The sequence below is a fragment of the Streptomyces sp. NBC_00414 genome, assembly GCF_036038375.1.
GTDB lineage: Bacteria > Actinomycetota > Actinomycetes > Streptomycetales > Streptomycetaceae > Streptomyces.
On record NZ_CP107935.1, the window covers coordinates 9,302,457 to 9,326,505 of the forward strand.

The following is a 24,049-nucleotide window of genomic DNA, read 5'->3' on the forward strand; positions in this document are numbered from 1 at the left end:
CCGGGAGATGACGTCCCGTCGGCTCCCGATGTGGAGGGGCACATGAGCGGGGGCGGGAACAGGAAAGGGAAAGGGAACGGGGAGAACGGCCGCGCAGAACGCGACCGGGGGGCACGGGAGCAGCTGCCGAAGCTGCGGCTCGACGAACTGCTCGACGAGCTCCAGGGGCGTATCGAGACCGTCCGCGGCACCCGGGACCGGCTGCAGGGACTCCTCGAAGCCGTCCTGTCCGTGGGCCGCGAACTGGACCTCGCACAGGTGCTGCGCCGGATCGTCGAGGCCGCGATCGTGCTGGTCGACGCGGAGTACGGCGCCCTCGGCGTCATCGGACAGCAGCGACAGCTCGACCAGTTCGTGCCCGTGGGCATCAGCGACGAGGAATGGGCGCTGATCGGTGAACTGCCGTCCGGGCACGGCCTGCTCGGCGAACTCATCCGGTGCCCCGAACCGCTGCGGCTCGCCGAACTCTCCGGCCACGCGGCGTCCTCGGGCTTCCCGCCGCACCACCCGCCGATGCACACCTTTCTCGGCGTACCGATCAGCGTCCGCGACACGGTCTTCGGCAATCTCTATCTCACCGAGAAGCGCGGCGGCGGGGAGTTCGACCCCGAGGACGAGGCCGTCCTGTCGACGCTGGCCGTGGCGGCCGGTGTGGCCATCGAGAACGCCCGCCTCTACGAACAGGTCAGACTGCGCGAGCGCTGGCTGGAGGCCGGCGCCGAGATCACCAGCGAACTGCTGTCGAACGTGCCCGAGGAACAGGTCCTCGGGGTGATGCTGGAACGTGCCCGGGAGATCACCGCGGCCGATCTCGGCGTCGTCGACCTGGTCGTGGAGGGCACCGGCGACCTGCGCGGGGCGCTGGCGCGCGGCCAGCAGGCCGAGGCCCATCTGCACCTGCTGCTGCCACGGCAGGGCACCTTCGCGGGCGCTGCGCTGACGGCGGGCACCCTCGTCACCACGGCCGACGTCCGCAAGGACAAGCGGATCACCTTCGGGCCCGACCGCTGGGACGGACTGGGACCCGCCGTGGCCGTGCCCCTGGGAACGAACGACGGACTGCGCGGGGTCCTGATGCTGGCCCGAGGCGCGGGCCGCCCGCCGTTCAACGAGCTGGAGGCCACGTCGCTCCTCAACTTCGCCGGGCAGGCCGCGCTCGCCATGGAGCTGGCGGACCGGCGCCGGGACGCCGAGCAGATGAGCCTGCTGGAGGACCGTGACCGCATCGCCCGCGACCTGCACGACCTGGCGATCCAGCGGCTGTTCGCGACGGGCATGACCCTGCAGAGCGCACAGCGGTTCGTCCAGCATCCGCAGGCCGCCGAGCGTCTCGGCCGGGCCGTCGACGACCTCGACACCACCATCAAGATCATCAGGTCCACCATCTTCGGCCTGCGCGCCCACGAGACCGCGGCCGTGGGGCTGCGCGTCCGGGTCGTGCGCGCCCTGGAGGAAGCGGGCGCGGTCCTCGGCTTCACACCGTCCCTGCGGATGGAGGGGCTGCTCGACGTCGACGTACCCGGTGAGGTCGCCGAGGACGCCGTGGCCGTCGTGGGCGAGGCGCTCACCAACGTCGCCCGGCACGCGGGCGCCACCGCGGTGGACGTCGCCCTCGTTGTGCGCGACGGCCACCTCACGCTCACCGTCACCGACGACGGCACGGGGATGCCGGACGGGAGGGGCGGCCGGCGCAGCGGCCTGCGCAACCTCGCGGAGCGGGCCCGACGCCGAGGCGGAGAACTGCTGGTGACGAACGGTCAGGAGAGCGGTACGAGGCTCGCGTGGCGGGTGCCCCTGGAAGTGCGCTGAGTGGCGGGCGCGTTCGCCCTACCGCTCGCCCTTCCACCGCGGGGGCGGCAGATGCGCCGCGAGCACCGCCGCCTGGATGCGCCGTTCCACGCCCAGTTTGGCCAGCAGCCGGGAGATGCCGTTCTTGACGGTCTTCTCGGAGAGGTAGAGCCGCTGGCCGATCTGCCGGTTGGTGAGCCCCTCTCCGATGAGGACGAGGAACTCGCGCTCGCGATCCGAGAGGCCCGCCGACCGCGCGTCGTCGGGGGCCGCGCCACTGGCCGCCGGGGCGCGCAGGGTGTTCATGAGCCGGGCGGTGGTCGCCGGGTCCAGCATCGACTGACCCGCCCCGACCGTGCGGACCGCCGAGATCAGGTCGGACCCCTTGATCTGCTTGAGGACGTAGCCGGCCGCCCCTGCCATGATCGCGTCGAGCAGCGCGTCGTCGTCATCGAAGGACGTCAGTATCAGACAGGCCAACTCGGGCATCCGGGAACGCAGTTCACGGCAGACGGTGATCCCGTCGCTGTCGGGGAGCCGGACGTCCAGGATCGCCACGTCGGGCCGCAGCGCCGGTCCGCGTACCAGCGCCTGGGCACCGGTGGCGGCCTCCCCGACCACCTCCATGTCGGGCTCGGCGTCCAGCAGATCGTGCAGTCCCCGGCGCACCACCTCGTGGTCGTCGAGAAGGAAGATCCGGACGGGTGCGCTGCCGGGCACGTTCTGACGTTCGGCCATGACCACGACTCCCTGGCATCTGGGCTGTCCCGACCGAGCGTCGCGCACCGGGCGGGACGCCCGACAGGGCCGAACGGTCCCCTTCGGTCGCTCAGCGGGAAGCGCCGCTGCCGTAGGGGGCGTACAGGTCGAGCAGGCGCGTGCGCGTGGCGTGCAGGCGCCGGGCGAGCACCCGGCCGACCCACTGCCCGACCGCCGTGCCGAGGGCCGGGTCGGACTGGCACATCAGGCGCACGGTCGACGCGTCCAGTTCGTGCGCGTCGACCGGCGACACGGCCTCCGCGCCCAACTGCCACACGTAGGGCGGGAACAGCCAGGACCAGCCGACGAGTTCACCGAAGCCGAGGGTGTCGATCACGGGGGAGGGGCGGCCGGGAACGCGCAGGTCGAGCGCCACGGATCCGGTCCGCACGATCCAGAAGTGGTCGGCCCGCCCTCCTTCCTCGAAGATCCGCGTGCCCGGCGGGAAGGACACTTCCCGGGCGAGCCGCATCAGGCGGTGCATCTGCTCGGCGGGCAGGGCCTCGGACAGGCGTGGAGTGGAGGTTGCGAGCATGCGGGTCCCCTTTCTGGAGTGCCGCGAACATCGCGTCGGGACACCTCCAGGGTCCAGGACGCCGCCCCTTCGGGACAGGGGCCAACAGGTCCCCTCCCAGGCCTGATGGGCCCGAACGTCCCGGCTGGGCGGGCCGTTCTCTCCGCCGCCGAGCCGCCGAGCCGCCGAGCCGCCGGGCCGCCGGGCCGCCGGGCCGCCGGGCCGCCGAGGGGTGGAGGCGTGGAGCCGCCGCCCGTCCGAGCCGTCAGGTCCGGTGCCGCGCCCATTCGGGCCCCGTGCGGGCCCACTCCTGCTCCCACTCGGCCAGTCGGCGTCGTGCGGCGACCCGTCGTACCAGGGCGTGCAGGGCCAGCACGCCGGCCGCGGCCAGCCCCGCACCGCAGGCGCCCACCGCCAGCGTGTGCTGCCAGACCACCGTGCCGCTCGTCGGGGCGGGCACGATCCGGTCCCGCCAATCCAGCCAGACGTACGTGTGGTCGCCCACCCCGGCCCCGGCGGGCACCCGGGTCTCACCCGTACGCGTCCGCTCGCCCGGCTCGGCCCAGCGGACGGTCACCCGCTGCACCGGCCGCCGGTCTCCCTCCGCACGGGGCGCGGAGGAGGGCGCGCTCTCGACGACCGTCGCGAGCACCCTGTGGCGTTCGGCCCGCTGCTCCGCCGCCGTGGACCGCGCCCCGTCGTACGCCCACCAGCCCGCGGCGAGCCCGGCCAGTGGCGCGCCGGCCCACAGCACGGCGGTGACGACCATCGCGGTCCACACCTCCACCACGTCCGAACGGCGGCGCAGCGGATTGTGCCGCCCATGCCGCCCGATCACCTGCGTCCGCAACACCCGCGCCCGCACCTTCCGAGTCCGCATGTCCCGCCTCCTCAGCACCCGCGACCGTCCCGAGCCGCAGTACTCGCGACCGTTCCGTGTCGCCCCAGGTCACCGCCGCCGACCGGCTCGGACTTCGCGTCGCGTCCTCACCGCTGTCGCCTCCCGTACCGCTGTACGCCGTCCGTGTGCCCCGAGAAGGCCGAACGGACCCCTCCAGGGGCCGGTTTGCCACTCCCGCCCGGCCGACGGCCGGTGCGAGCGTCACGAGAGCCGCCCGGAGCAGGGCCGGCCACCGGACACGAACGGCCGAACAACGGGTCCGTACACGACTGATCGGCGCCTCATGTGGAACCCGCGTCCCATCCCCTCGGAACTCCCGGAACACCCGGAACCGTCCGAACCCCCGGAAGCATCGGAACAGGAGTCCCTCACCATGGCCAAGGACCGCATGGCGGCGCTCGACGCGCACTGGCGTGCCGCGAACTACCTGGCCGTCGGTCAGATCTACCTGCTCGCCAACCCGCTGCTGACCGAGCCCCTCAAACCCGAGCACATCAAGCCGCGGCTGCTCGGACACTGGGGCACCTCACCCGGCCTCAACCTGGTGCACACGCACCTCAACCGTGTCATCGCCGAGCGCGGCCTCGACGCGATCTGCGTGTGGGGCCCCGGCCACGGCGGCCCCGCCGTCCTCGCGAACTCCTGGCTTGAGGGCAGCTACACACAGACGTACCCGGACATCACCCGGGACGCCGTCGGCATGGAACGCCTCTTCCGGCAGTTCTCCTTCCCCGGCGGAGTCCCCAGCCACGTCGCCCCCGAGACGCCGGGCTCCCTCCACGAGGGCGGCGAGCTGGGCTACTCGCTCGCCCACGCGTACGGGGCGGCCTTCGACAACCCGGACCTGCTGGTCACCTGCGTGATCGGGGACGGCGAGGCCGAGACGGGACCCCTCGCCGGCTCCTGGCACTCCAACAAGTTCCTCGACCCGGTGCACGACGGCGCCGTCCTGCCCGTCCTGCACCTCAACGGCTACAAGATCGCCAACCCCACCGTGCTCGCCCGGCTGCCGCGCGCCGAACTCGACGAACTCCTGCGGGGCTACGGCCACGACCCCCTCCATGTGTCCGGCGACGACCCCCGCAGCGTCCACCGGGAGCTCGCGAAGGCGATGGACCAGGCGCTGGACCGCATCGCCCGGATCCAGCAGGAGGCCCGCGCCGGGCGGACGGGCCAGGGCGGCAGGGGCCGGGGCGGGAAGGGCCAGGCGGGGAGGGGGCAGGGCGCGAGCAGCGAACGTCCCCGCTGGCCCGTGATCGTCCTGCGGACCCCCAAGGGCTGGACCGGCCCCGCCGAGGTCGACGGGGAGCCGGTCGAGGGAACGTGGCGCTCCCACCAGGTCCCGCTGTCCGGCGTCCGCGAGAACCCCGAGCACCTGCGACAGCTGGAGGCCTGGCTGCGCTCGTACCGACCAGAGGAACTCTTCGACGCCGACGGCCGGCCCACGCGCCTCGTCCTCGACTGCGTTCCCGAGGGCACCCGCCGCCTCGGCGCGAACCCCCACACCAATGGCGGCCTGCTGCTGAGTTCGCTGCCCCTGCCGGACCTGGAGGACTTCGCCGTCCCCGTCGACAAGCCCGGCGCGGGCACCCACGAGCCCACCCGCGTCCTCGGCGGCATGCTCGCCCGGATCATGGCCGACACGGCCGAGCAGCGGAACTTCCGTGTCGTGGGCCCCGACGAGACCGAGTCCAACCGGCTGGGCGCGCTGTACGAGGCGACGGGCAAGGCCTGGCAGGCGGAGGTCCTCGACACCGACGAGCACCTGGCCCGCGACGGCCGCGTCCTGGAAGTGCTGTCCGAACACCTCTGCCAGGGCTGGCTGGAGGGCTACCTCCTCACCGGACGGCACGGTCTGTTCTCGTCGTACGAGGCGTTCGTGCACATCGTCGACTCCATGGTCAACCAGCACATCAAGTGGCTCAAGACATCGCGGCAGTTGCCCTGGCGGGCACCGCTGGCCTCCCTCAACTACCTGCTGACGTCGCACGTCTGGCGCCAGGACCACAACGGCTTCTCGCACCAGGACCCCGGCTTCGTCGACCACGTCCTCAACAAGAGCCCGGAGGTCGTACGGGTCTATCTGCCGCCGGACGCCAACACCTTGCTGTGCGTGGCGGACCAGACCCTGCGCAGCCGCGACAAGGTCAACGTCATCGTCGCCGGGAAGCAGCCCTGCTTCGACTGGCTGTCCATGGAGCAGGCCCGCGCCCACTGCGCGCGGGGCGCGGGCATCTGGGAGTGGGCCGGGACGGAGAACGGGGAGCGCGAACCGGACGTGGTCCTTGCCTGCGCCGGCGACGTGCCCACCCAGGAAGTCCTCGCCGCTGCCGGGCTGTTGCGCACCCACCTCCCCGGCCTGTCCGTCCGTGTCGTCAACGTCGTCGACATGGCCCGGCTGATGCCGACGAGCGAACACCCGGACGGGATGGCCGACTTCGAGTACGACGCCCTCTTCACCGCGGACAAGCCGGTGATCTTCGCCTACCACGGCTATCCCTGGCTGATCCACCGGCTGGCCTACCGGCGCACCGGCCACGCCAACCTCCATGTACGCGGCTACCGGGAGTCGGGCACCACCACGACCCCCTTCGACATGGTCGTCCGCAACGGGCTCGACCGGTACCGCCTCGTCATGGACGTCATCGACCGCGTCCCGGGCCTCGCCGTGCGCGCCGCCGCCGTACGCCAGCGGATGACCGACGTGCACACCCGCCACGAGGCGTGGATCCGCGAGCACGGCACCGACCTCCCCGAGGTCGCCGAGTGGACCTGGTCCGGCTGACGGCCGACGGCCGACGAATGACAACCACCAGCCGACAACCGACGGCTGACGGCTGGTGGTTGAGGGCTGACGACGAGAAGACAGCCACTACGCATGCCTGACGAACTGGGAAAGGCGCGCACCATGAGGAAGGACATCCGAACCGTCACCGTGGGCGTCGACGGCTCCCGCGCCGGTCTCGACGCCGCCGACTGGGCGGCCCGCGAGGCCGAGCGCCGCCGTCTCACCCTGCGGCTGCTGCACGCGAGCGGGGAACCCGCCGCATCCGCGCCCGATGGCGAGTCCGTCGCCGTCCCCGGGGACGGCTCCGGGTCCGGGGCTGGGGCGGTCCGCGGATCAGCGCCCGCATCCGCATTCGGATCCGTATCCGCATCCGTACCCCGCCCCCGGGCGCGCCCCCGGCCGGTCTCCGGGGCGTCGGCGGCCTCGGCCGGTGACTCGCGGCGCGGCATCCTGGACCGGGCCGCCATCCAACTCTCCTATGCGCACCCGACGTTGGAGATCGCCGCCCGCCGAACCGACACACCGGCCCTGCCCGCGCTGCTCGAAGCCGCCAAGGAGTCCGAGGCGCTGGTCCTCGGCTCACGCGGCTTCAACGGGTTCACCGGCTTCCTCGTCGGCCCGGTCGCGCTCGCCGCGACGGCGGCGGCCGCGTGCCCGGTGGTGCTCGTCCGCGCGGGTGAACTCCCCACGGACGAGCGCGTACCGGTCGACGCGGACGACGACCCGAGCGCGTCGGCCCACGCCCCGTACCTGCCGGTGGTCCTGGGACTCGACCTGGACGACCCGGCCGACGAACTCATCGGCCATGCCTTCGACGCCGCCGGTGTCCGTGCCGCGCCCCTGCACGTCGTACACACCTGGACGCTGCCGCCGCTGCGCGACTGTGCCGACGGCGCGAGGACTCCCGCCGGCACGGCCGGGCAGCAGGACGCCCGGGAGCGTTCCCTGGCGGCGGTGCTGGGGCCGTGGCGCCACAAGTTCCCGGAGACCGAGGTCTCGGAGGAGGTCGTGTACGGACACGCCGGTCATCATCTGCTGAAGGCCTCGACCAGGGCGGGGCTGCTCGTCGTCGGCCGTGCCTCGGCCGACCGGGGCCTGGGCCGCGCGGCGGACTCCCTGGTCCACCACTCCACCTGCCCGGTCGCGGTGGTCCCCCACGGCTGACGGGCGATCGGTCGGTGCGATCAGCCGAAGCGTTCGATCCGGATACGGTCCACCGGCTGGCCCGCGTCCACCAGCAGCCGCGAGGCATGCTCGGCGAACCCGTTCGAGCCGCACACATAGGCCTCCCACCCACCCTCGGGCCCGTCGGCCAGGAGCCGCGCCACATGTGCGGCCGCCACACGGCCCACGGCCACACCCTCCGGGGCGCTGCGCGTGAACACCGCGGTGGTCTCGGCGCCGTACTCCGACGCGTAGATCAGCTCCTCGGGACCGCGGGCCGACACGAGCAGCCGCAGGGGCACCGTCAGGTTCCGCGCACGGTGGTGGCGGACCATCGACATCAGCGGTACGACGCCGGAGCCCGCGCCGATCAGCAGGGCGGGCCGGTCGCCCGGCCAGGCGAAGAAACCGCTGAGCGGTCCGCGCAGCTCGACCTCGTCACCGGGCTTCGCGACCGTGTGGAACCAGCCGGACACCTCACCGCCGTCGATGTGGTCGAGGGTGAGTTCGACGTGTCCGTCGTCGTCGGGGGGCGAGGCGATCGAGTAGTGCCGCTGGGCGACATAGCCGTCCTCGGCCCGCAGCCGGAGCATCAGGTGCTGGCCCGGCAGGTGGCCCGTCCACTCGGGCACGGCGAACCGGAAGGTGGCCGCGTGCGGGGTCTCCCGGCGGATCTCGGTGAGGGTGGCGCACTGCCAGGTGGCCGCGGCGCGGTTGCTCACGGCGATCCGGCCGGGCACGGCGAACCGGGTCGCGGGAGCCGTCGTCGAGGCCGTCGCCGAGGACGTGGTCGGGGGCATGGAGGTCTCAGTCACCGGAGTAGCGCTGCTCTTCCCAGGGGTTGCCGCGGTGGTGGTAGCCGTTCTGCTCCCAGAAACCCGGCTCGTCGTGGTCGAGGAGACGGATGCCCGCGATCCACTTGGCGCTCTTCCAGAAGTACAGGCGCGGCACGATCAGCCGTGCCGGACCACCGTGTTCGGCGGGCAGTGGCCTGTCCCCGTACTCCCAGACGATCCAGGCCCGCCCGCCGGTCAGATCCGCGAGCGGCAGGTTCGTGGTGTAGCCGGTGTGCGAGTAGGCGACCGCGTGGGTGGCCTCGGCGGTCGGACGGGCGAGATCGAGGAACGCGTCGAGCGACACTCCCGCGAACCGCACCCCGAACTTCGACCAGCTCGTCACGCAGTGGATGTCGCCCTCGTACGCGGACGGCGGCAGCGCGTGCGCCTCGTCCCAGGTCCAGGTGCGCTCCTCGGCGACCAGCCCGTCGACTGTGAACGTCCACTGCGCGGGCGCCAGGTCCGGCGTGACCTCCGCGGACAGGACGGGCCAGTCGTCGCGGGCGTCGTACTGGCCGGGCGGCAGTCCGTCGTTGCGGACGCGCGGACGCCCGGCGAAGCCTCGGGTGACGTTCATGCGAGTGGTGCCTCCAGGCCGGCCTGACGGCGGCCCTTGATCGTTGCGTACGTCCTCCACGGTACCGGGCCCGCCGGTGGGAGCCGACCGGGGATCATTGCCGCCGTATGAACACTCGCCGGGTCGGGACGGTCCCGGGAATAGCCGCACCCGCGATCTTCCTTGCCGATAGTGCCCCGCCGATGGCTCGGCCGATCGTGGTGAGCCGTGGCGGTGAGCCGACGGTGGTGAACCGACGGCGGCCGCATCGGCGGGGCCCAGATCGGCAGTGCCCTCATCGGCGTGAAGGAGAGTGACGGAGCAGATGCCCAAGGCGTACGTCTTCACCCAGTACGGCGGTCCGGAGACCGAGGCCCTCGTCGAGCAGGACCGGCCGGCTCCCGGGCCCGGTCAGTTGCTGGTCGCGGTCCGGGCGGCGGGCGTCAACCCCGTCGACTGGAAGCAGCGCACCGGCTACCAGCGGCCAGGTCAGCAGCGGCGTGAGCTGCCCGCCGTCCTCGGCAACGAGGCCGCCGGTGTCGTCGAGGAGCTCGGCGAGGGAGTCACGGGATTCGAGGTGGGCGACGAGGTCTTCGGCAACCCCGTCGCGGGCGGCTACGCCCAGTACGCGCTGTTCCCCGTGGCCGTGACCGCGCACAAGCCCGCCGGGATCTCCTTCACCGACGCGGCCACCCTGCCCGTCGCGGCGGCCACCGCCTACGACGGAGTGCGTCAGCTGGCCCTGCCGGCGGGCGCGACCCTGCTGGTCACGGGCGCGGGCGGCGGGGTCGGCGTCGCGGTCGCGCAGATCGCGCACGCCGACGGACTGAACGTCATCGGGGTCGCGAGCGCAGGCAAGAAGGACCTGGTCGAGTCGCTCGGCGCCGCGCACGTGCCGTCAGGACCGGACTTCGCCGAGGCCGTCCGGGCCCTGGCGCCGGAGGGAGTGGACGCCGTGTACGACCTGGTCGGCGGCGAGGTGCTGGAGGCCGCGGCCGAGCTGGTGAAGGACCGCGCCAAACTGATCACCGCGGGCGGCAAGGACATCGTGGAGGGCCTCGGCGGCTCACCCGTCGTACGGGCCCGTACCGCCGCGGTCCTCGACGAGGTGGCCCGGCTCGTCGTCGACGGCAGGCTGGACCCCCTGGTGACGCGGACCTTCCCCCTCGAACAGGCCGCCGAGGCGCTGCGTGCCGTCGAGGAGGGCCATGCCCGCGGCAAGGTCGTGATCGAGGTCGCGGAATGAGCGCCACGCCCCACGCCCACGTCCTGGACAACCCCGCGCGGGCCTCGCTGACCGGTCCGCACGCCCACTTCGCCGAACGCCGCGGCCGTGTGCTGCGCTACCCCGCCGACGTGTCGCCCTGGCTGGCCCTGCCCGACGACCCCGACGCCGACGACTGGGCCGACGTCGCGGCGCTCGCCGGACCGGGCAAGGAGATCGCGCTGCCCGGCTTCGGAGGTGAGATACCGGAGGGCTGGGAGATCACGTTCCGCGGGGAGGGCGTGCAGTTCGTGGACGACGGCCTGGCCGCCGCGCCGGACCCGGAGGCGGTTCGGCTGGGCCCGGCCGACGTACCGGAGATGCTGGACCTCGTGGCGCGGACCAGACCGGGCCCGTTCCTGCCGCGCACCGTCGAACTCGGCACCTACCTCGGGATACGCCGGGGCGGGGCCCTGGTCGCCATGGCGGGGGAGCGGCTGCACCCGCCCGGCTGGACGGAGATCAGCGCGGTCTGCACCGATGCGGCCGTCCGCGGCGAGGGCCTGGCCACCCGGCTGACGCTGGCGGTGGCGCACGGCATACGCGCCCGGGGCGAGACCCCGTTCCTGCACACCGCGGCGGACAACGCCACCGCCGTCCGGCTCTACGAGTCCCTGGGCTTCCGGCTCCGCCGCAGGACGAGGTTCCTGGCGGCGCGGGTGCCGGAGCGGTCACAGGACGGGCGGACGGTGGCGGTGGGCTGACGGGTCGGTGGTGCGGGCGACGCGTGGCGGCGGGCTCGGGTCCCGGTCCGCCGGCTCCGACGCCCGCGCTCCCGCCTCTTCTCAGCCGCCCGCGGACAAGTCGTACGAGCCGTCGATGTCGTCCGAGTCGTCCGAGTCGCCGGAGTGGTCGGAGTCGCGGGAGCCGTCCGAGGTCGCCGTCACGCCCGGCCCGGGGCCCGCCGCGTTGTATCGCAGCAGATACCCCGCGAACCGTCGCAGGTCCTCCTCGGGCCAGCCCGCCAGCCGCTCGCGGAAGGCCACCCGACGGCTCGCGGTCACCTGGGCGAGGATCTCCGTCCCGGCCGCCGTGAGGTGCAGCACCTGGACGCGCTGGTCCTGCGGATCGGAGCGCCGCTCGATCAGCCCGGCGCCTTCGAGGGCCGACACCTGCCGGCTCACCGTGGACTTGTCGAGGGCGTAGTGCGCGGCGAGATCGGTGGCGCGGCAGCCGCCGCTCTCCTCCAGATGACCGAGAAGCGTGTACGAGACCAGGGACAGCTCCGGGTGCAGCCGGCCGGCCGAGGCCCGAGCGCGACGGGCGAAGGCCGTCATCTCGTGGTGGATCGTCTCGATGGCGACGTCGGCTGCGGTCGCGACTGCGTTCACTGGGCTGCCCTTCCTCTGATGGTTGCATGCTACAACCATTAGTTGTACAGGGCAACCAGAAGCCGTGTCGGCGTGTGGTGGCGGGAGTTCGGGGTTCGCACCGCGACCGGGGGCCTCGGACGTGTAATGTTGCCGTCCGGCTGAGGACCGCCCCAGCCGTGACGGACCGAGGAGGTGAGCCCCATTTACCGCTGTGTCAGCTCGGGTGCTCCCGCCTCATGGCCTCGCCGGCATCAGGTCACCTAGGTCCCGCCGGCCTGGAGAGCGCCCTTCGGCTTCCCGAAAGGCTCCTGGCCTCCATGCCACCTTCTTACGTCCATGTCGTCACCGCGCTCAGGTCCGCGGGCTGCGTCTTCGCCGAGGACGAGGCGCGGCTGATCCTCACCACCGCCCGTACCCCGGTCGAACTCACCGCCATGGTGGACCGCCGCAGCGCGGGTCAGCCGCTCGAACACGTCCTGGGCTGGGCCGAGTTCAGCGGTCTGCGGATCGCCGTGGAACCTGGCGTCTTCGTACCTCGCAGACGCACCGAATTCCTGGTCCGGCAGGCTGTCGAGCTCGCCCCGGAGGCTCCGGTCGTCGTGGACCTGTGCTGCGGCTCGGGCGCGGTGGGGGCCGCGCTCGTGGCGGCCCTTCCCGGGGCGGAACTGCATGCCGCCGACATCGACCCGGTCGCCGTGCGCTGTGCTCGCCGCAATGTCGGTGAGCGCGGCCGGGTCTACGAGGGTGATCTCTTCGGGCCGTTGCCGCGGGGGCTGCGCGGGCGGGTCGGGGTGCTGGCCGCCAACGTGCCGTACGTGCCCACGGGGGAGGTGGGGTTCCTGCCGCCGGAGGCCCGCGATCACGAACCGCTCGTCGCGCTCGACGGGGGAGGGGACGGGCTCGACGTTCTGCGGCGGGTCGCCGCGGGGGCGCCGGGATGGCTCGCTCCCGGCGGGAGCCTGCTCGTCGAGACGAGTGAGCGGCAGGTGGGGCGGGCTGTGGGGGTGTTCGCCGCTGCGGGGCTGATACCTCGGGTGGAGGTGTCGGAGGAACTCCACGCAAACGTGATCATTGGCATGTGGCCGGGGGTGGGGGCTGGCTGAGGGCGCGGGCCCGTCGTGGCTGGTCGCGCAGTTCCTCGCGCCCCTTAGGGAGTGGGAGGTGAGGTGGGGTTGTGGGTGCGGGTCGGCCGTGGCTGAGCGCGCCGTTCCCCGCGCCCCTGAAAGACGTCCCCGGGCCCCCAGGAGAGGCACCCGCGCGCTCGCACCCCGAAAGGCAGAGTTCGCGTCCCCTGGGCCCCGGTCGTCGAGGCCGCCCCAAGGGGCGCGGGGAACGGCGCGCTCAGCCACGACGGACCCGCACTGCAGAACGTTCCTGAGCCCTCACTCCCTAAGGGGCGCGGGGAACGGCGCACTCACCCACGACGGACCCGCACTGCAGAACGTTCCTGAGCCCTCACTCCCTAAGGGGCGCGGGGAACGGCGCGCTCAGCCACGACGGACCCGCACTCCCGAACGTTCCTGAGCCCTCACTCCCTAAGGGGCGCGGGGAACGGCGCACTCACCCACAACGGACCCGCACTCCCGAACGTTCCTGAGCCCCCACCCCCTAAGGGGCGCGAGGAACTGCGCGACCAGCCACGACGGACTCGCACGTTCGGACGTTCCCGAGCCACCCACCCCCCAGGGGGCGCGGGGAACGGCGCAACAAGCCACAGCGACCCGCACCCGCAGGGCCCCCGCGAGGTTCTCGTCACAATGGACCCCCGGCCTTTTGCAACTAGTTGCATAAAAGGTCGCCCGTCGTCTACAACCATGAGGACGACACCGCACCCGGAGGGCCCGATGACCCGTTACCCCCACCTGCTGAACCCCCTGGACCTGGGGTTCACCACCCTGCCGAACCGCGTACTCATGGGCTCCATGCACGTAGGCCTGGAAGAGGCGGACAACGGCTTCGAGCGCATGGCGGAGTTCTACGCGACCAGGGCCCGTGGCGGCGTCGGCCTCATCGTCACCGGCGGCATCGCCCCCAACGAGGCGGGCCGCCCCTACGACGGCGGCGCCAAACTCACCACCGAGGCGGAAGCCGAACAGCACGCCGAAATCACCGCAGCGGTCCACCGCGAGGGCGGGAAGATCGCGATGCAGATCCTCCACTTCGGCCGGTACGCCTACCACCCCGACCTGGTCGCGCCCAGCGCACTGCAGGCGCCCATCAGCCCCCACCAGCCCCGCGCCCTGACGGACGACGAGGTCGAGCGGACCATCGACGACTACGCCCGCGCCGCCCGCCTCGCCAGGCACGCCGGCTACGACGGCGTCGAGATCATGGGCTCCGAGGGCTATCTCATCAACGAGTTCGTCGCCGCGCAGACCAACAAGCGCGACGACCGCTGGGGCGGCTCCTACGAGAACCGCACACGGTTCCCCCTCGAAATCGTCCGCCGGGTGCGCGAGGCGGTCGGCGAGGACTTCATCATCATCTACCGCCTCTCGATGCTGGACCTGGTCCCGGGCGGCTCCTCCCTCGACGAGGTGATCACCCTCGCCAGGGCCGTCGAGGCCGCCGGGGCGACCATCATCAACACCGGCATCGGCTGGCACGAGGCCCGCATCCCCACCATCGCCACCTCGGTGCCGCGAGGCGCGTACGCCTGGGTCACCAAGAAGGTCATGGGCGCCGTGTCGATCCCGCTCGTGACGACGAACCGCATCAACACCCCTGAACTGGCCGAGGAGTTGCTCGCCGAGGGACACGCCGACATGGTGTCGCTGGCCCGCCCGATGCTCGCCGACCCCGACTTCGTGAGCAAGGCGAAGGCCGGTCGGCCCGAGGCCATCAACACCTGCATCGGCTGCAACCAGGCCTGCCTCGACCACACGTTCAGCGGCAGGATCACCTCCTGCCTGGTGAACCCGAGGGCCTGCCACGAGACGGAACTCGTCCTCGCCCCGACCCGTACCCGTAAGCGCGTCGCCGTCGTGGGCGCGGGCCCGGCCGGGCTCGCCTGCGCGGTCAGTGCCGCCGAGCGCGGCCACGACGTCACGCTCTACGACGCCGCGGCGGAGATCGGCGGCCAGCTCAACGTGGCCCGCAAGGTCCCGGGCAAGCAGGAGTTCGACGAGACCATCCGCTACTTCCGCACCCAGCTCGAACTGCACGGCGTGGACGTCCGGTTGAACACCCCGGTCGGTGACGCGGACCTCGACCCGTACGACGAGGTCGTCGTCGCCACGGGTGTCGGCCCGCGCACCCCCGAGATCCCCGGCGTGGACCACCCGAGCGTCGTCGGATACCTCGACGTGCTGCGCGACGGCGCCCCCGTCGGCGACCGGGTCGCGATCCTCGGCGCGGGCGGCATCGGCTTCGACGTCGCCGAGTACCTGACCGACAGCGGCGACAAGGCGAGCGAGGACCCGGCGACGTACTTTCGGCACTGGGGCGTCGACATGGACTACCGGGCACCCGGTGGCCTCGGCGCGCCCGAGCGGCCGGCCCCGCCGCGCAGCGTCCACCTCCTGCAGCGCAAGGCGTCCAAGGTCGGCGCCGGCCTCGGCAGGACCACCGGCTGGATCCACCGCGCCGAACTCAAGCACCGCGGAGTCACCATGGTCCCCGGCGTCCGGTACGACCGCATCGACGACGCCGGGCTGCATGTCACCGTCGACGGAGAGAGCTCCGTCCTGCCGGTCGACACCATCGTGCTCTGCACGGGCCAGGAACCGCGCCGCGACCTGTACGAGTCGCTGCTCGCCGCCGGCCGCAGCGTGCACCTCATCGGCGGCGCCGACGTGGCGGCCGAACTGGACGCCAAGCGGGCCATCAAGCAGGGCACCGAGCTGGCGGCGGCGCTGTAGGCCGCCGGACCCGGCCCGGCCCCGTCCCTAGGATGACCCCATGTCACTCCCGCACGCGATCCTCACCGCCCTGCTTGAGAAGCCGTCGTCGGGGCTGGAGCTGACCCGTCGCTTCGACAAGTCGATCGGCTACTTCTGGTCGGCGACGCATCAGCAGATCTATCGCGAGCTGGGAAAACTGGAGGCCGAGGGCTCCATCAGGGCCCTCGCCCCGCAGCAGCCGACCCGCGGGCAGAAGAAGCGGTACGAGGTCCTGCCCGCGGGCCGCGCCGAACTGGCCCGCTGGACCGCCGCGTCCCAGGACCCCAAGCCCCTGCGCGACACGCTGTTGCTGCGGCTGCGGGCGGCGGCGGTGGTCGGCACCGAGGGCATCGAGGCGGATCTGCGCCGCCATCTCGGTCTGCACCGCCGGCAGTTGGCGGAGTACGAGGAGATCCAGGAGCGCGACTTCCCGCCCGGCAAGGACGCTCCCGGGGACCGGCTCCAGCACCTGGTCCTGCGTGCCGGGATCGACCTGGAGACCTTCTGGACGGGGTGGCTCACGCACGCGCTGGAGGAGTTCGAGCGGCTCCCGGCCGAGGACCCGGCGTCCTGACCCGTCCAGTCGGAGGGACGGCCGGGGTCCGGCCGGTCCGACCGGTCCGGCGGCATCCCGACGGTCCCGGCCGGGACCGGAGCGCCGTGTTCAGAGCCGGTTCGGCCTGGACCGCCGGCGCAGTACCCAGACGGTGGCCCCGACCCCGGCGGCCACCAGGACGCCGCCCGCGACGTAGGTGACGGTGCCGTAGTCCTGCGTCGTGCTGCCCATGCCGCCCATCACCCCGCGCGAGGGTGACGCCGTCGCGGAGATCGTGGGTGTCGAGACCGGCGAGACCGTGACGGACTGGGTGCCCGCGGTGGAGCCGTCGGCGCAGACCACGATGACGGTGTAGGTGCCGGAGGTGACGCTCGACCAGGCGGCGGACTGACTGCCGCTGGTCCCGGACAGGGTCACCTGGCGCCCCTGCGCGAAGTTCGCCTGACCGCTGGAGAGCAGCGAGGCGTTCCCCATGGATCCGTTGGACCTGGTGACGCACGCGCTGGTGGTCACCTGCACCGTTCCGCCACTGGTGGTCACGTTGATCCCCGTGGCGGCCGCGGCTGCCACACCGGGCAGACCTGCGGCGAGGGCCAGCGGCAGCGCGGCGACAGCCACGGCCGGGCCGGAGCGGACGAGTGTCTGAGTGATACGCATAGGACTGCCCTCCAGCGGCACGGTGGCGGTACATCCCATGAGCCGCCGAAGGTTGGGAGCGCCCGTGCTGCCTTCGGACCGAGCCAATGCGACGGCCGCCGTTTCCGCATGCGGGCCAGGACCGTACAGGTGAACGATCCCCGGATCCCGGGCCGTTCCCAGTCCTGTTCCTACGGCTGCGCGGTCCGCCCGGTCGTCACCGTGCGTTCCTTCGAGAAGGCGCCCCAGGTGCCGTCCGGCAGCTTCGCCCGGATCCGTACCCGCTGGGTGAGCCCGGCCTCCCGGCCCACGTAGAAGCTGTACGTGGCCCTGCCGGGCGGTGGCGTCGCGCCCCAGACGAGGGAGGTGACCGGCTTCCGGTCGAGCTGGATCTGGTACTCCGTGATCACTCCGTCCACGTCCGGCCGGGTCCAGGACAGGTCGAGGTAGTGGGCCCCGTCCTCGCGATGCGTCGTGGCGCGGAACGCGGTGGGCGCCATGCCCGTGCCGCTGTCCACGCCCTTCCCGTCGCCCGACCCCGGCGGGGTGGTGATCCGGACGGCCCCGCTCGCGGGCGACACGTTGTCCGCCGCGTCGCGCGCCCGGACCGTGAAGGAGTAGCGCGTGCCCGGCCGCAGCCCGGTGACCACGGTCGCCGTCTGCGCGCCGCCCACACTGTGGATCTTCGTCGTGCCCTGATAGACGTCGTACGAGGCCACGCCCAGGTCGTCCGTGGACCGGGCCCAGGACAGTTGCGCGGCCCGGCTCCCGACCGCCTTCCCGCGGGGGCGCTCCGGGCGGCTCGGGGCCCGCCCGTCGGCGGCTGCCGCGGTGGGCGTGGTGGCCCGGACCTGCTCGCTCGGCGGTCCGAGCCTGCCGTCGGCGTCCCGCGCCCGGACGGAGAAGGCGTACCGGGTCGACGGCTTGAGCCTGGTGATGTCGACCATGTACTCGGAACCGGGTACTTCCTTCACCTTCGTGGCGCCGCGATACACCTCGTAACGGGTGACCTCGGGTTTTCCGGAGGCCCGGTTCCACATGACGTGCACGCTGGTCGCGCTGCCGGCCGCCGCGGTGACACCGGCCGGGGCCGCGGGTGGCCGGCCGTCCTCGCCCGTGCCCTGGCCGTTCGTGCCGCAGGACACCGTCGTGAGCAGCGCGCCCCAGACCACGGCGGTTCGCAGGAGTGGGCGTCGCACAGTCCTGTCCTCCCTCGGCCTCACCTCGACGAGATTGGTCCGGACCAATATGACGTCCTCGGTGGGGCCGCAACAAGAGGGCCGCCGTTCGCGATTTCGGCCGGACGTTACGTATGCTGATCCTCTTGGCAGTCGAACTCACCTCTGTCGCAGGGAAGTTCATGCCGACGGTGCGGAACGCTGTCGTCGCTGACCCGCGCCGACGAGGGTGGCCGGGTGGCCGGAGTCGTCGACGAATCCGGCCACCCGGCCCCCGACGGAACGTCACCCGACACCTCGCCCGATACGCCCCGGACACCTCACGGGACATGCACCGTACGGCCCCCCAGCAGTGGCCTCATGAGCGGACCCCCACCAGATTGGGCTGAGTGTTCGTCAGTACCCGCTCAGGAGAGGGTCTCTTATCGTGCGTGTCCGGACGCTGATGCTGGCCGCGGCCGGGGTCGCTCTGATCGCCCCCACCACACTCCCCGGCGCCGCCCCGCCTCCCGGGCACGGGCGTGCCGGACACGGCGGCCCGAGCGCGGGGAACCTCCCGCGTGCCGGCAGCCTCCCGCACGCGGGGAGCATCCCGCACGCACGGGAGACACGGACTCCGCGCAACGTCGGGGCCGCGGAACTCCTGGCCGCCGTGCGCGACTGCGCCCCCGTCTCACGCGACCGCTTCCGCAGCGATCACGGCGAGCCCGCGGACATCGAGGTCTGCGACAGGCAGGGAGCCGTCTTCTGGAAGGCCGACCTGGACATCGACTGCGACGGCAGACCGGGCCGGCACTGCAACGAACGCACCGATCCGCTCTTCTGCGACACCACCGCCTTCCAGCAGTCCGACGGACGCCAGCTGAGCGCCGAGCGGCTGCCGTACGTGGTCGTGCCCGGGCCCAGCCACCGCTGGAACCATCGGGAGCACGACGTCCGGCGCGGGACGGTCGCCGCGGTCATCCACGGCGACCGTGTCCGGTACGCGGTCGTCGGCGACATCGGCCCCGACGACATCATCGGCGAAGCCTCGTACGCCCTGGCCCGCAACCTCGGCATCCGCCCCGACCCGCGGGGCGGCGGAGCGGCGTCCGGAGTCACCTACATCCTGTTCAAGGGCTCCGGCGCCTCGCCCATCGAGAACCCGGGGGCGGCCGCCGCCCAGGGGGAGCGGCTCGCCCGCGAACTCGTCGCCCGGAGCTGAACCGAGGGCGCCCGCCCGCGTCACACCTCCGGCCTCCGCGTACGTACGTGCCCGCCTCACACCTTCCGGTACGTGTACGCCTCCGCTGCCGCCGCCTCCACAGCCGCCAGGTCCGCTCCGGCGGACGCCGTGACGACCGCCGCCACCGCGCCCTCGACGAACGGCGCGTCCACCAGACGGGTCCCCGAGGGGAGTTCGTCGCCCTCGGCCAGCAGGGCCTTCACGGTGAGGACCGCGCTGCCCAGGTCCGTGAGAACGGCGACACCGGCGCCGCGGTCCACAGCGGCGGCCGCGTCGGAGATCAGCTCGGAACTGGTGCCCAGGCCGCCGTGCCCGTCGCCGCCCGCCGCCGCCACCGGGGCGAGCGTGCCGCCGCCCGCGAGCCCCGTCGCCAGTTCGGCGACCGAGGCGGCCACCGCGGCGCTGTGCGACACGAGCACGACGCCCACGAGCTTCGTGCCGTCGTCCCCTGCTGCCGGTGTCTTCGGGGCGTCCTTCACGACGTCACTCACCGGCCGTCTCCGCGAGCGCCGCGATCAGGATCGCCGAGGAGGTGGCCCCCGGATCCTGGTGTCCGACACTGCGCTCGCCCAGATAGCTCGCCCTGCCCTTGCGCGCCTGCAACGGCGTGGTCGCGAGAGCTCCCTCCTCGGCGGCCGACCGTGCCGCGGCGAAGGACCGGCCGAGCGCGTCGACCGCCGGCACGAGCGCGTCGATCATCGTCTTGTCGCCGGGCGCCGCCCCGCCGAGCTGCGACACCGCGTCCACGCCGGTGCGCAGCGCCTCCGCGAACTCCCGCTCGTCCACCTCGGCGGCGTCACCGAGCGCCTTGCCGGTGCGCCGCAGCAGAGTCCCGTACAACGGGCCCGAGGCGCCGCCCACGGTCGAGATCAGGGTGCGTCCGGCGAGAATCAGGACAGCACCGGGGGTGCCCGGCTCCTCCTTATCCAGCGCGGTCGCCACGGCGCGGAAACCGCGCTGCAGATTGCTGCCGTGATCGGCGTCGCCGATCGGCGAGTCGAGAGCGGTGAGCCGTTCCGCCTCGTGTTCCACGGACACGGCGGTCGCCGTCATCCAACGGCGGAAGAAGTCGGCGTCGAGCACTGGATCTCCTTGCGTGGTGAGGGTGTTGCCCGGTCGCGCCGGGAGGTACGGGGGTGAGCGGCGCCTCACATGCCCCAGCGCAGACCCGCCGTACGCACCGGTGCGTCCCACAGCCGCAGCAGGTCCTCGTCGACCTGGCACAGGGTCACCGAGGCACCGGCCATGTCGAGCGAGGTGACGTAGTTCCCGACGAGGGTGCGGGCCACCGGGACCCCGCGGTCGGTCAGCACCCGCTGCACCTCCGCGTTGAAGCCGTACAGCTCCAGCAGCGGGGTGGCGCCCATGCCGTTCACCAGCACCAGGACGGGATTGCGCGGGTGCATGTCCTCCAGGATGGCGTTCACCGAGAAGTCGGCGATCTCCCGCGAGGTCATCATCGCCCGCCGTTCCCGGCCGGGCTCACCGTGGATCCCGACACCCAGCTCCAGTTCTCCTGCGGGCAGATCGAAGGTGGGGCTGCCCTTGGCGGGCGTGGAGCAGGCGCTGAGCGCGACACCGAAACTGCGCGAGTTCTCGTTGACCTGGCGGGCCAGCGCCTCGACCCGCTCCAGCGGCCGGCCCTCCTCGGCGGCGGCGCCCACGATCTTCTCCACGAACAGTGTCGCGCCGGTGCCGCGGCGGCCGGCCGTGTAGAGGCTGTCGGTGACCGCGACGTCGTCGTCGACGAGCACCTTCGCGATCTGGATGCCCTCGTCCTCGGCCAGCTCCGCCGCCATGTCGAAGTTGAGCACGTCACCGGTGTAGTTCTTCACGATGAACAGCACCCCGGCGCCGCTGTCCACGGCGGCCGCGGCCCGCACCATCTGGTCCGGCACCGGGCTGGTGAACACCTCGCCGGGACAGGCGGCGGACAGCATCCCGGGACCCACGAATCCGCCGTGCAGCGGCTCGTGCCCCGATCCGCCGCCCGAGACGAGCCCCACCTTCCCGGCCACCGGCGCGTCCCGCCGCACGATCACCCGGTTCTCGACATCCACGGTCAGCTCAGGGTGCGCGGCTGCCATGCCCCGCAGCGCGTCCGCGACAACGGTCTCCGCGACGTTGATGAGCATCTTCATGGGTACCTCCTGGTGAGACTGGCGACTGATCGTTCCCCGAGGGCCTGCTCCCGGCAGTATCGGCCTTGGGGCGGCGATGGTCACGTGTACGCACGCTCTCGGGTGTCCGCGGGTCGTCCGCCCACTCGTGCTCTTCCGTGCGACACCCGATACGCCACAGGTGGCCTCAGTGTCCGAGGGTCGCGCGCAGGGAGGGCTGAAGGAGCTCCGCATGCGCTCGTACCATGTCGTCGCACAGGTCCCAGATGCGCTCGACCGGCAGCGCGGCGGCGGTGGCGGGATCCGCCATGGCCGCCTGGCGGATGGACCGCGGGTCGTCCTCCATGGCGGCGCGGACCACGAGCTCGTTCATGCTCAGATAGTTGCGGTTGAGCGCCGCCAGCTGGGCGGGCAGCGGCCCGACCCTGGTCGGCTGGACGCCGAGGGAGTCCACCAGGCAGGGCACTTCGACGATGCCGGTGGCGGGGAGGTTGTCGATCAGGCCGTGGTTGGGGACGTTGCCGTAGACGGTGCGGGGTGTGCCGGTCACGATGCTGTGGATGATCTGCGGGGCGTACTCCATGGTGCCCTCGACCGGCAGGGGCGTACCCGCGGCGAGTGCCTGGCGGGTGTGTTCGTACGCCGCGACGTTCTCGTCGACGATGCCGAGGTACGCACCGATCGGCAGCCGCAGCCTTTCGATCTCGCTGTCGTGGTGCAGGTACCAGGGGACGTACTCGGAGGAGTGCTCGCTCGTCTCGGTCGGGTAGAAGCCGAGGCGCCTGTACATGTCGACGCGGACCCGGCGCCGCAGCTGAGGATCCTGCTCGATCAGCTTGTCCAGGAGCGGGTAGAGGTCGGTGCCCTGGTGTTCCAGCCGCAGCACCCAGGCCTGGTGGTTCACGCCGGCGGCACGGTAGGTGATCTCCTCGTGCGGTACGCCGAGCAGTTCGCCCAGGTCGTGGATGGTCCAGTACACCGAGTGGCACAGTCCGACCACCCGGGTCAGGCCGGTGGCCCGGGTCAGGTACTGGACGTTCATGGCCATGGGGTTGGTGTAGTTCAGCAGCCACGCGTCCGGGCAGAGCTCGGTGATGTCGGCGGCGAGGGACTTGAGTACGGGGAAGGTGCGCAGCGCGCGGAAGATGCCACCGATCCCCAGGGTGTCGCCGATGGTCTGCCGCAGGCCGTGGCGCTGCGGGACGTCGAAGTCGGTCCGGGTCGCCTCGCCCATGCCGACCTGCACTATGTTGATGACGAAGTCGGCGTCCTGGAGCGCCGCGCGCCGCTCCAGGTGAGCGGTCACCCGCGGACGGGCGGCGCCGGTCCCGGTGAGCCGGTCCGCGATCTGCCGGGCCGCTCCCTCGGCGGTGGCGAGGCGTTCGGCGTCGATGTCGTGCAGTGCGATGTGGGCGCCCCGCAGCTCGGGGAAGGCCAGCAGGTCCGCCAGCAGGCCTTGGGTGAACACGACGCTGCCCGCGCCGATGAACACGATCTTCGGGGTGCTGAGAGTCATCAGAGGTTCTTTCCGTTACGGGAGAGGGCGGCCACGGCCTCGGCCCAGGTGGGCTGGGACGGGGTGCCGCCGTGGGCGCGGGTGGACAGCGCGCCGCAGGCCGCGGCGAGGGCGAGGGCATGGGCGGTGGACAGACCGCGCAGGTGCGCGGCGACGAATCCGGCATCGAAACTGTCACCGGCTCCGACGGTGTCCACCGGCTGGGCGGGGATGCCGTCCGTGCTCAGCAGGGTGGAGCCGTCGTGGGCGACGGCACCGGCCGCACCGTTCTTGACGATCACGTGCGGCCCCTGAGCCGCGAGGGCGGCGGCCGCCGTCTCGACGGACTCCGCGGTCGTCCCGGCCGTGGACGACAGGGCGGCGGACGCCGGCATGGCGGCCGACAGGGCGATGGCCTCCTGGGCGTTGGGCAGCAGGAAGTCGGTGACGGCGAGCGTGGCCGGCAGGGCGTCCGGTGCCCACCGGCCCGAGGGGTCGTCGTTGGTGTCGAGGGAGGTGGTGGCCCCCCGGGCACGGGCCGTACCGAACAACTCCGGCAGCGCGGCGGCGAGTTCGGGCAGCAGGAAGTACGAAGCCGCGTGGATGTGCCGGCTGGTGACGAGCAGGTCCCTCGGCACGTCCTCCGGCCCGGTGGCGGTCAACGTACCGGGTGAGGTGAGGATCGCCCGGTCGCCGTCCGACAGGGTCAGGACGACGGTCAGGGGAGTGGCCAGGGTCCTGTCGACGCGCAGGGCACCGGTGTCCACGCCGCGGTCGTCCAGCGCGGCCCGTACGAAGCGGCCCGCCTCGTCGTCACCGATCCGTCCGGCGAACGCGACCTCAAGACCGAGCCGGGCCGCGCCACAGGCCATGATGGCGGCCGAGCCACCGAGGGTGAGGAGTCCGGAGCCGACGAGTTGCTCGTGCTGTCCGAAGGCGAGCGGTGCGTGGAGGGGACCGAGGACGACATCGGGGTTGGCATCCCCGATGACCAGCAGGTCGAAGGTTCGCGGCATACGTCTTCCTGAGAGCCGGGTGTTGATGGAGCCGGGTGCTGATGTACGTGAACATGCGG

Annotated in this window: 22 protein-coding genes; 9 read left to right on the top strand and 13 right to left on the bottom strand. The window is 72.4% G+C overall.

Going from position 1 to position 24,049, the window contains the following annotated elements; all coding sequences use genetic code 11:
• The first annotated feature begins 42 nt into the window (after positions 1-42).
• On the top strand, positions 43-1,809 hold the full coding sequence (locus tag OHS59_RS39935; RefSeq protein WP_328498203.1) for a sensor histidine kinase: 1,767 nt from the start codon (positions 43-45) through the stop codon (positions 1,807-1,809).
• Between the two features lie 18 nt (positions 1,810-1,827).
• Here OHS59_RS39935 and OHS59_RS39940 read toward each other — a convergent pair whose 3' ends face one another.
• From OHS59_RS39940 to OHS59_RS39950, 3 genes are all read right to left on the bottom strand, one after another.
• The gene (locus OHS59_RS39940) at positions 1,828-2,526 is read right to left on the bottom strand and encodes a response regulator transcription factor (protein ID WP_328498204.1); all 699 of its coding nucleotides are present in this window, start codon (positions 2,524-2,526) and stop codon (positions 1,828-1,830) included.
• A gap of 91 nt (positions 2,527-2,617) precedes the next feature.
• A complete protein-coding gene (locus OHS59_RS39945) occupies positions 2,618-3,082 on the bottom strand; it encodes a cyclic nucleotide-binding domain-containing protein (RefSeq protein WP_328498205.1) in 465 nt (154 codons plus the stop codon).
• A 244-nt stretch (positions 3,083-3,326) separates the two neighbouring features.
• Positions 3,327-3,941, bottom strand: a complete 615-nt coding sequence (locus OHS59_RS39950; protein ID WP_328498206.1) for an Rv1733c family protein — start codon at positions 3,939-3,941, stop codon at positions 3,327-3,329.
• A 394-nt stretch (positions 3,942-4,335) separates the two neighbouring features.
• Between OHS59_RS39950 and OHS59_RS39955 the strand changes: the two genes are divergently transcribed.
• Positions 4,336-6,747 carry a phosphoketolase family protein gene (locus tag OHS59_RS39955; RefSeq protein ID WP_443061577.1) on the top strand — a complete coding sequence of 804 codons (2,412 nt, stop codon included), beginning with the start codon at positions 4,336-4,338 and terminating at the stop codon, positions 6,745-6,747.
• Between the two features lie 93 nt (positions 6,748-6,840).
• Complete coding sequence (locus tag OHS59_RS39960; protein WP_328498208.1) at positions 6,841-7,914, top strand: universal stress protein; 1,074 nt, start codon at positions 6,841-6,843, stop codon at positions 7,912-7,914.
• A 20-nt stretch (positions 7,915-7,934) separates the two neighbouring features.
• Here the strand turns inward: OHS59_RS39960 and OHS59_RS39965 are convergent, their stop codons facing one another.
• Together OHS59_RS39965 and OHS59_RS39970 are read right to left on the bottom strand one after the other, a co-directional pair.
• Complete coding sequence (locus OHS59_RS39965) at positions 7,935-8,714, bottom strand: ferredoxin reductase (RefSeq protein ID WP_328498209.1); 780 nt, start codon at positions 8,712-8,714, stop codon at positions 7,935-7,937.
• 7 nt (positions 8,715-8,721) lie between these two features.
• Positions 8,722-9,327, bottom strand: a complete 606-nt coding sequence (locus OHS59_RS39970) for a sulfite oxidase-like oxidoreductase (protein ID WP_328498210.1) — start codon at positions 9,325-9,327, stop codon at positions 8,722-8,724.
• Positions 9,328-9,631: 304 nt separating this feature from the next.
• On the opposite strand from OHS59_RS39970, the gene OHS59_RS39975 reads away from it, so the two are divergent.
• Together OHS59_RS39975 and OHS59_RS39980 are read left to right on the top strand one after the other, a co-directional pair.
• Positions 9,632-10,552, top strand: coding sequence for a quinone oxidoreductase family protein (locus OHS59_RS39975; RefSeq protein WP_328499539.1), 921 nt, complete (start codon positions 9,632-9,634; stop codon positions 10,550-10,552).
• The gene (locus OHS59_RS39980; protein WP_328498211.1) at positions 10,549-11,274 is read left to right on the top strand and encodes a GNAT family N-acetyltransferase; all 726 of its coding nucleotides are present in this window, start codon (positions 10,549-10,551) and stop codon (positions 11,272-11,274) included. The genes OHS59_RS39975 and OHS59_RS39980 overlap by 4 nt, the downstream gene beginning before the upstream one ends.
• Positions 11,275-11,355: 81 nt before the next feature.
• Here OHS59_RS39980 and OHS59_RS39985 read toward each other — a convergent pair whose 3' ends face one another.
• Positions 11,356-11,940 (bottom strand): MarR family winged helix-turn-helix transcriptional regulator, encoded by a 585-nt coding sequence (locus tag OHS59_RS39985; protein ID WP_443061578.1) that lies wholly within the window; start codon positions 11,938-11,940, stop codon positions 11,356-11,358.
• A 260-nt stretch (positions 11,941-12,200) separates the two neighbouring features.
• Between OHS59_RS39985 and OHS59_RS39990 the strand changes: the two genes are divergently transcribed.
• The 3 genes from OHS59_RS39990 to OHS59_RS40000 all read left to right on the top strand — a co-directional run bounded on the left by OHS59_RS39990 (position 12,201) and on the right by OHS59_RS40000 (position 16,338).
• The gene (locus tag OHS59_RS39990) at positions 12,201-12,986 is read left to right on the top strand and encodes a putative protein N(5)-glutamine methyltransferase (RefSeq protein WP_328498212.1); all 786 of its coding nucleotides are present in this window, start codon (positions 12,201-12,203) and stop codon (positions 12,984-12,986) included.
• A gap of 741 nt (positions 12,987-13,727) precedes the next feature.
• Positions 13,728-15,743, top strand: coding sequence for an NADPH-dependent 2,4-dienoyl-CoA reductase (locus OHS59_RS39995; RefSeq protein ID WP_328498213.1), 2,016 nt, complete (start codon positions 13,728-13,730; stop codon positions 15,741-15,743).
• 40 nt (positions 15,744-15,783) lie between these two features.
• Entirely contained in the window at positions 15,784-16,338 is a 555-nt protein-coding gene (locus OHS59_RS40000) for a PadR family transcriptional regulator (RefSeq protein ID WP_328498214.1), read from the top strand.
• A 90-nt stretch (positions 16,339-16,428) separates the two neighbouring features.
• On the opposite strand, the gene OHS59_RS40005 is transcribed toward OHS59_RS40000, so the two are convergent.
• Both OHS59_RS40005 and OHS59_RS40010 read right to left on the bottom strand, forming a co-directional pair.
• Positions 16,429-16,977 (bottom strand): hypothetical protein, encoded by a 549-nt coding sequence (locus OHS59_RS40005; RefSeq protein ID WP_328498215.1) that lies wholly within the window; start codon positions 16,975-16,977, stop codon positions 16,429-16,431.
• 170 nt (positions 16,978-17,147) lie between these two features.
• On the bottom strand, positions 17,148-18,155 hold the full coding sequence (locus OHS59_RS40010) for a fibronectin type III domain-containing protein (protein ID WP_328498216.1): 1,008 nt from the start codon (positions 18,153-18,155) through the stop codon (positions 17,148-17,150).
• Positions 18,156-18,561: 406 nt separating this feature from the next.
• Here OHS59_RS40010 and OHS59_RS40015 point away from each other — a divergent pair, with 406 nt between their 5' ends.
• Positions 18,562-19,338: a glycoside hydrolase family 75 protein gene (locus tag OHS59_RS40015; RefSeq protein ID WP_328498217.1), complete on the top strand. Its 777-nt coding sequence runs from the start codon at positions 18,562-18,564 to the stop codon at positions 19,336-19,338.
• 56 nt (positions 19,339-19,394) lie between these two features.
• Here the strand turns inward: OHS59_RS40015 and OHS59_RS40020 are convergent, their stop codons facing one another.
• The 5 genes from OHS59_RS40020 to OHS59_RS40040 form a co-directional block, all read right to left on the bottom strand.
• Complete coding sequence (locus tag OHS59_RS40020; RefSeq protein ID WP_443061674.1) at positions 19,395-19,838, bottom strand: PTS fructose transporter subunit IIA; 444 nt, start codon at positions 19,836-19,838, stop codon at positions 19,395-19,397.
• A 4-nt stretch (positions 19,839-19,842) separates the two neighbouring features.
• Complete coding sequence (gene dhaL, locus OHS59_RS40025; RefSeq protein WP_328498219.1) at positions 19,843-20,442, bottom strand: dihydroxyacetone kinase subunit DhaL; 600 nt, start codon at positions 20,440-20,442, stop codon at positions 19,843-19,845.
• A 65-nt stretch (positions 20,443-20,507) separates the two neighbouring features.
• Positions 20,508-21,500, bottom strand: coding sequence for a dihydroxyacetone kinase subunit DhaK (gene dhaK, locus OHS59_RS40030; protein ID WP_328498220.1), 993 nt, complete (start codon positions 21,498-21,500; stop codon positions 20,508-20,510).
• Positions 21,501-21,666: 166 nt separating this feature from the next.
• Positions 21,667-22,995, bottom strand: coding sequence for an alpha-glucosidase/alpha-galactosidase (locus OHS59_RS40035; RefSeq protein WP_328498221.1), 1,329 nt, complete (start codon positions 22,993-22,995; stop codon positions 21,667-21,669).
• Complete coding sequence (locus OHS59_RS40040) at positions 22,995-23,990, bottom strand: carbohydrate kinase family protein (protein WP_328498222.1); 996 nt, start codon at positions 23,988-23,990, stop codon at positions 22,995-22,997. Before OHS59_RS40040 ends, OHS59_RS40035 begins: the two co-directional genes overlap by 1 nt.
• Positions 23,991-24,049: the final 59 nt, after the last annotated feature.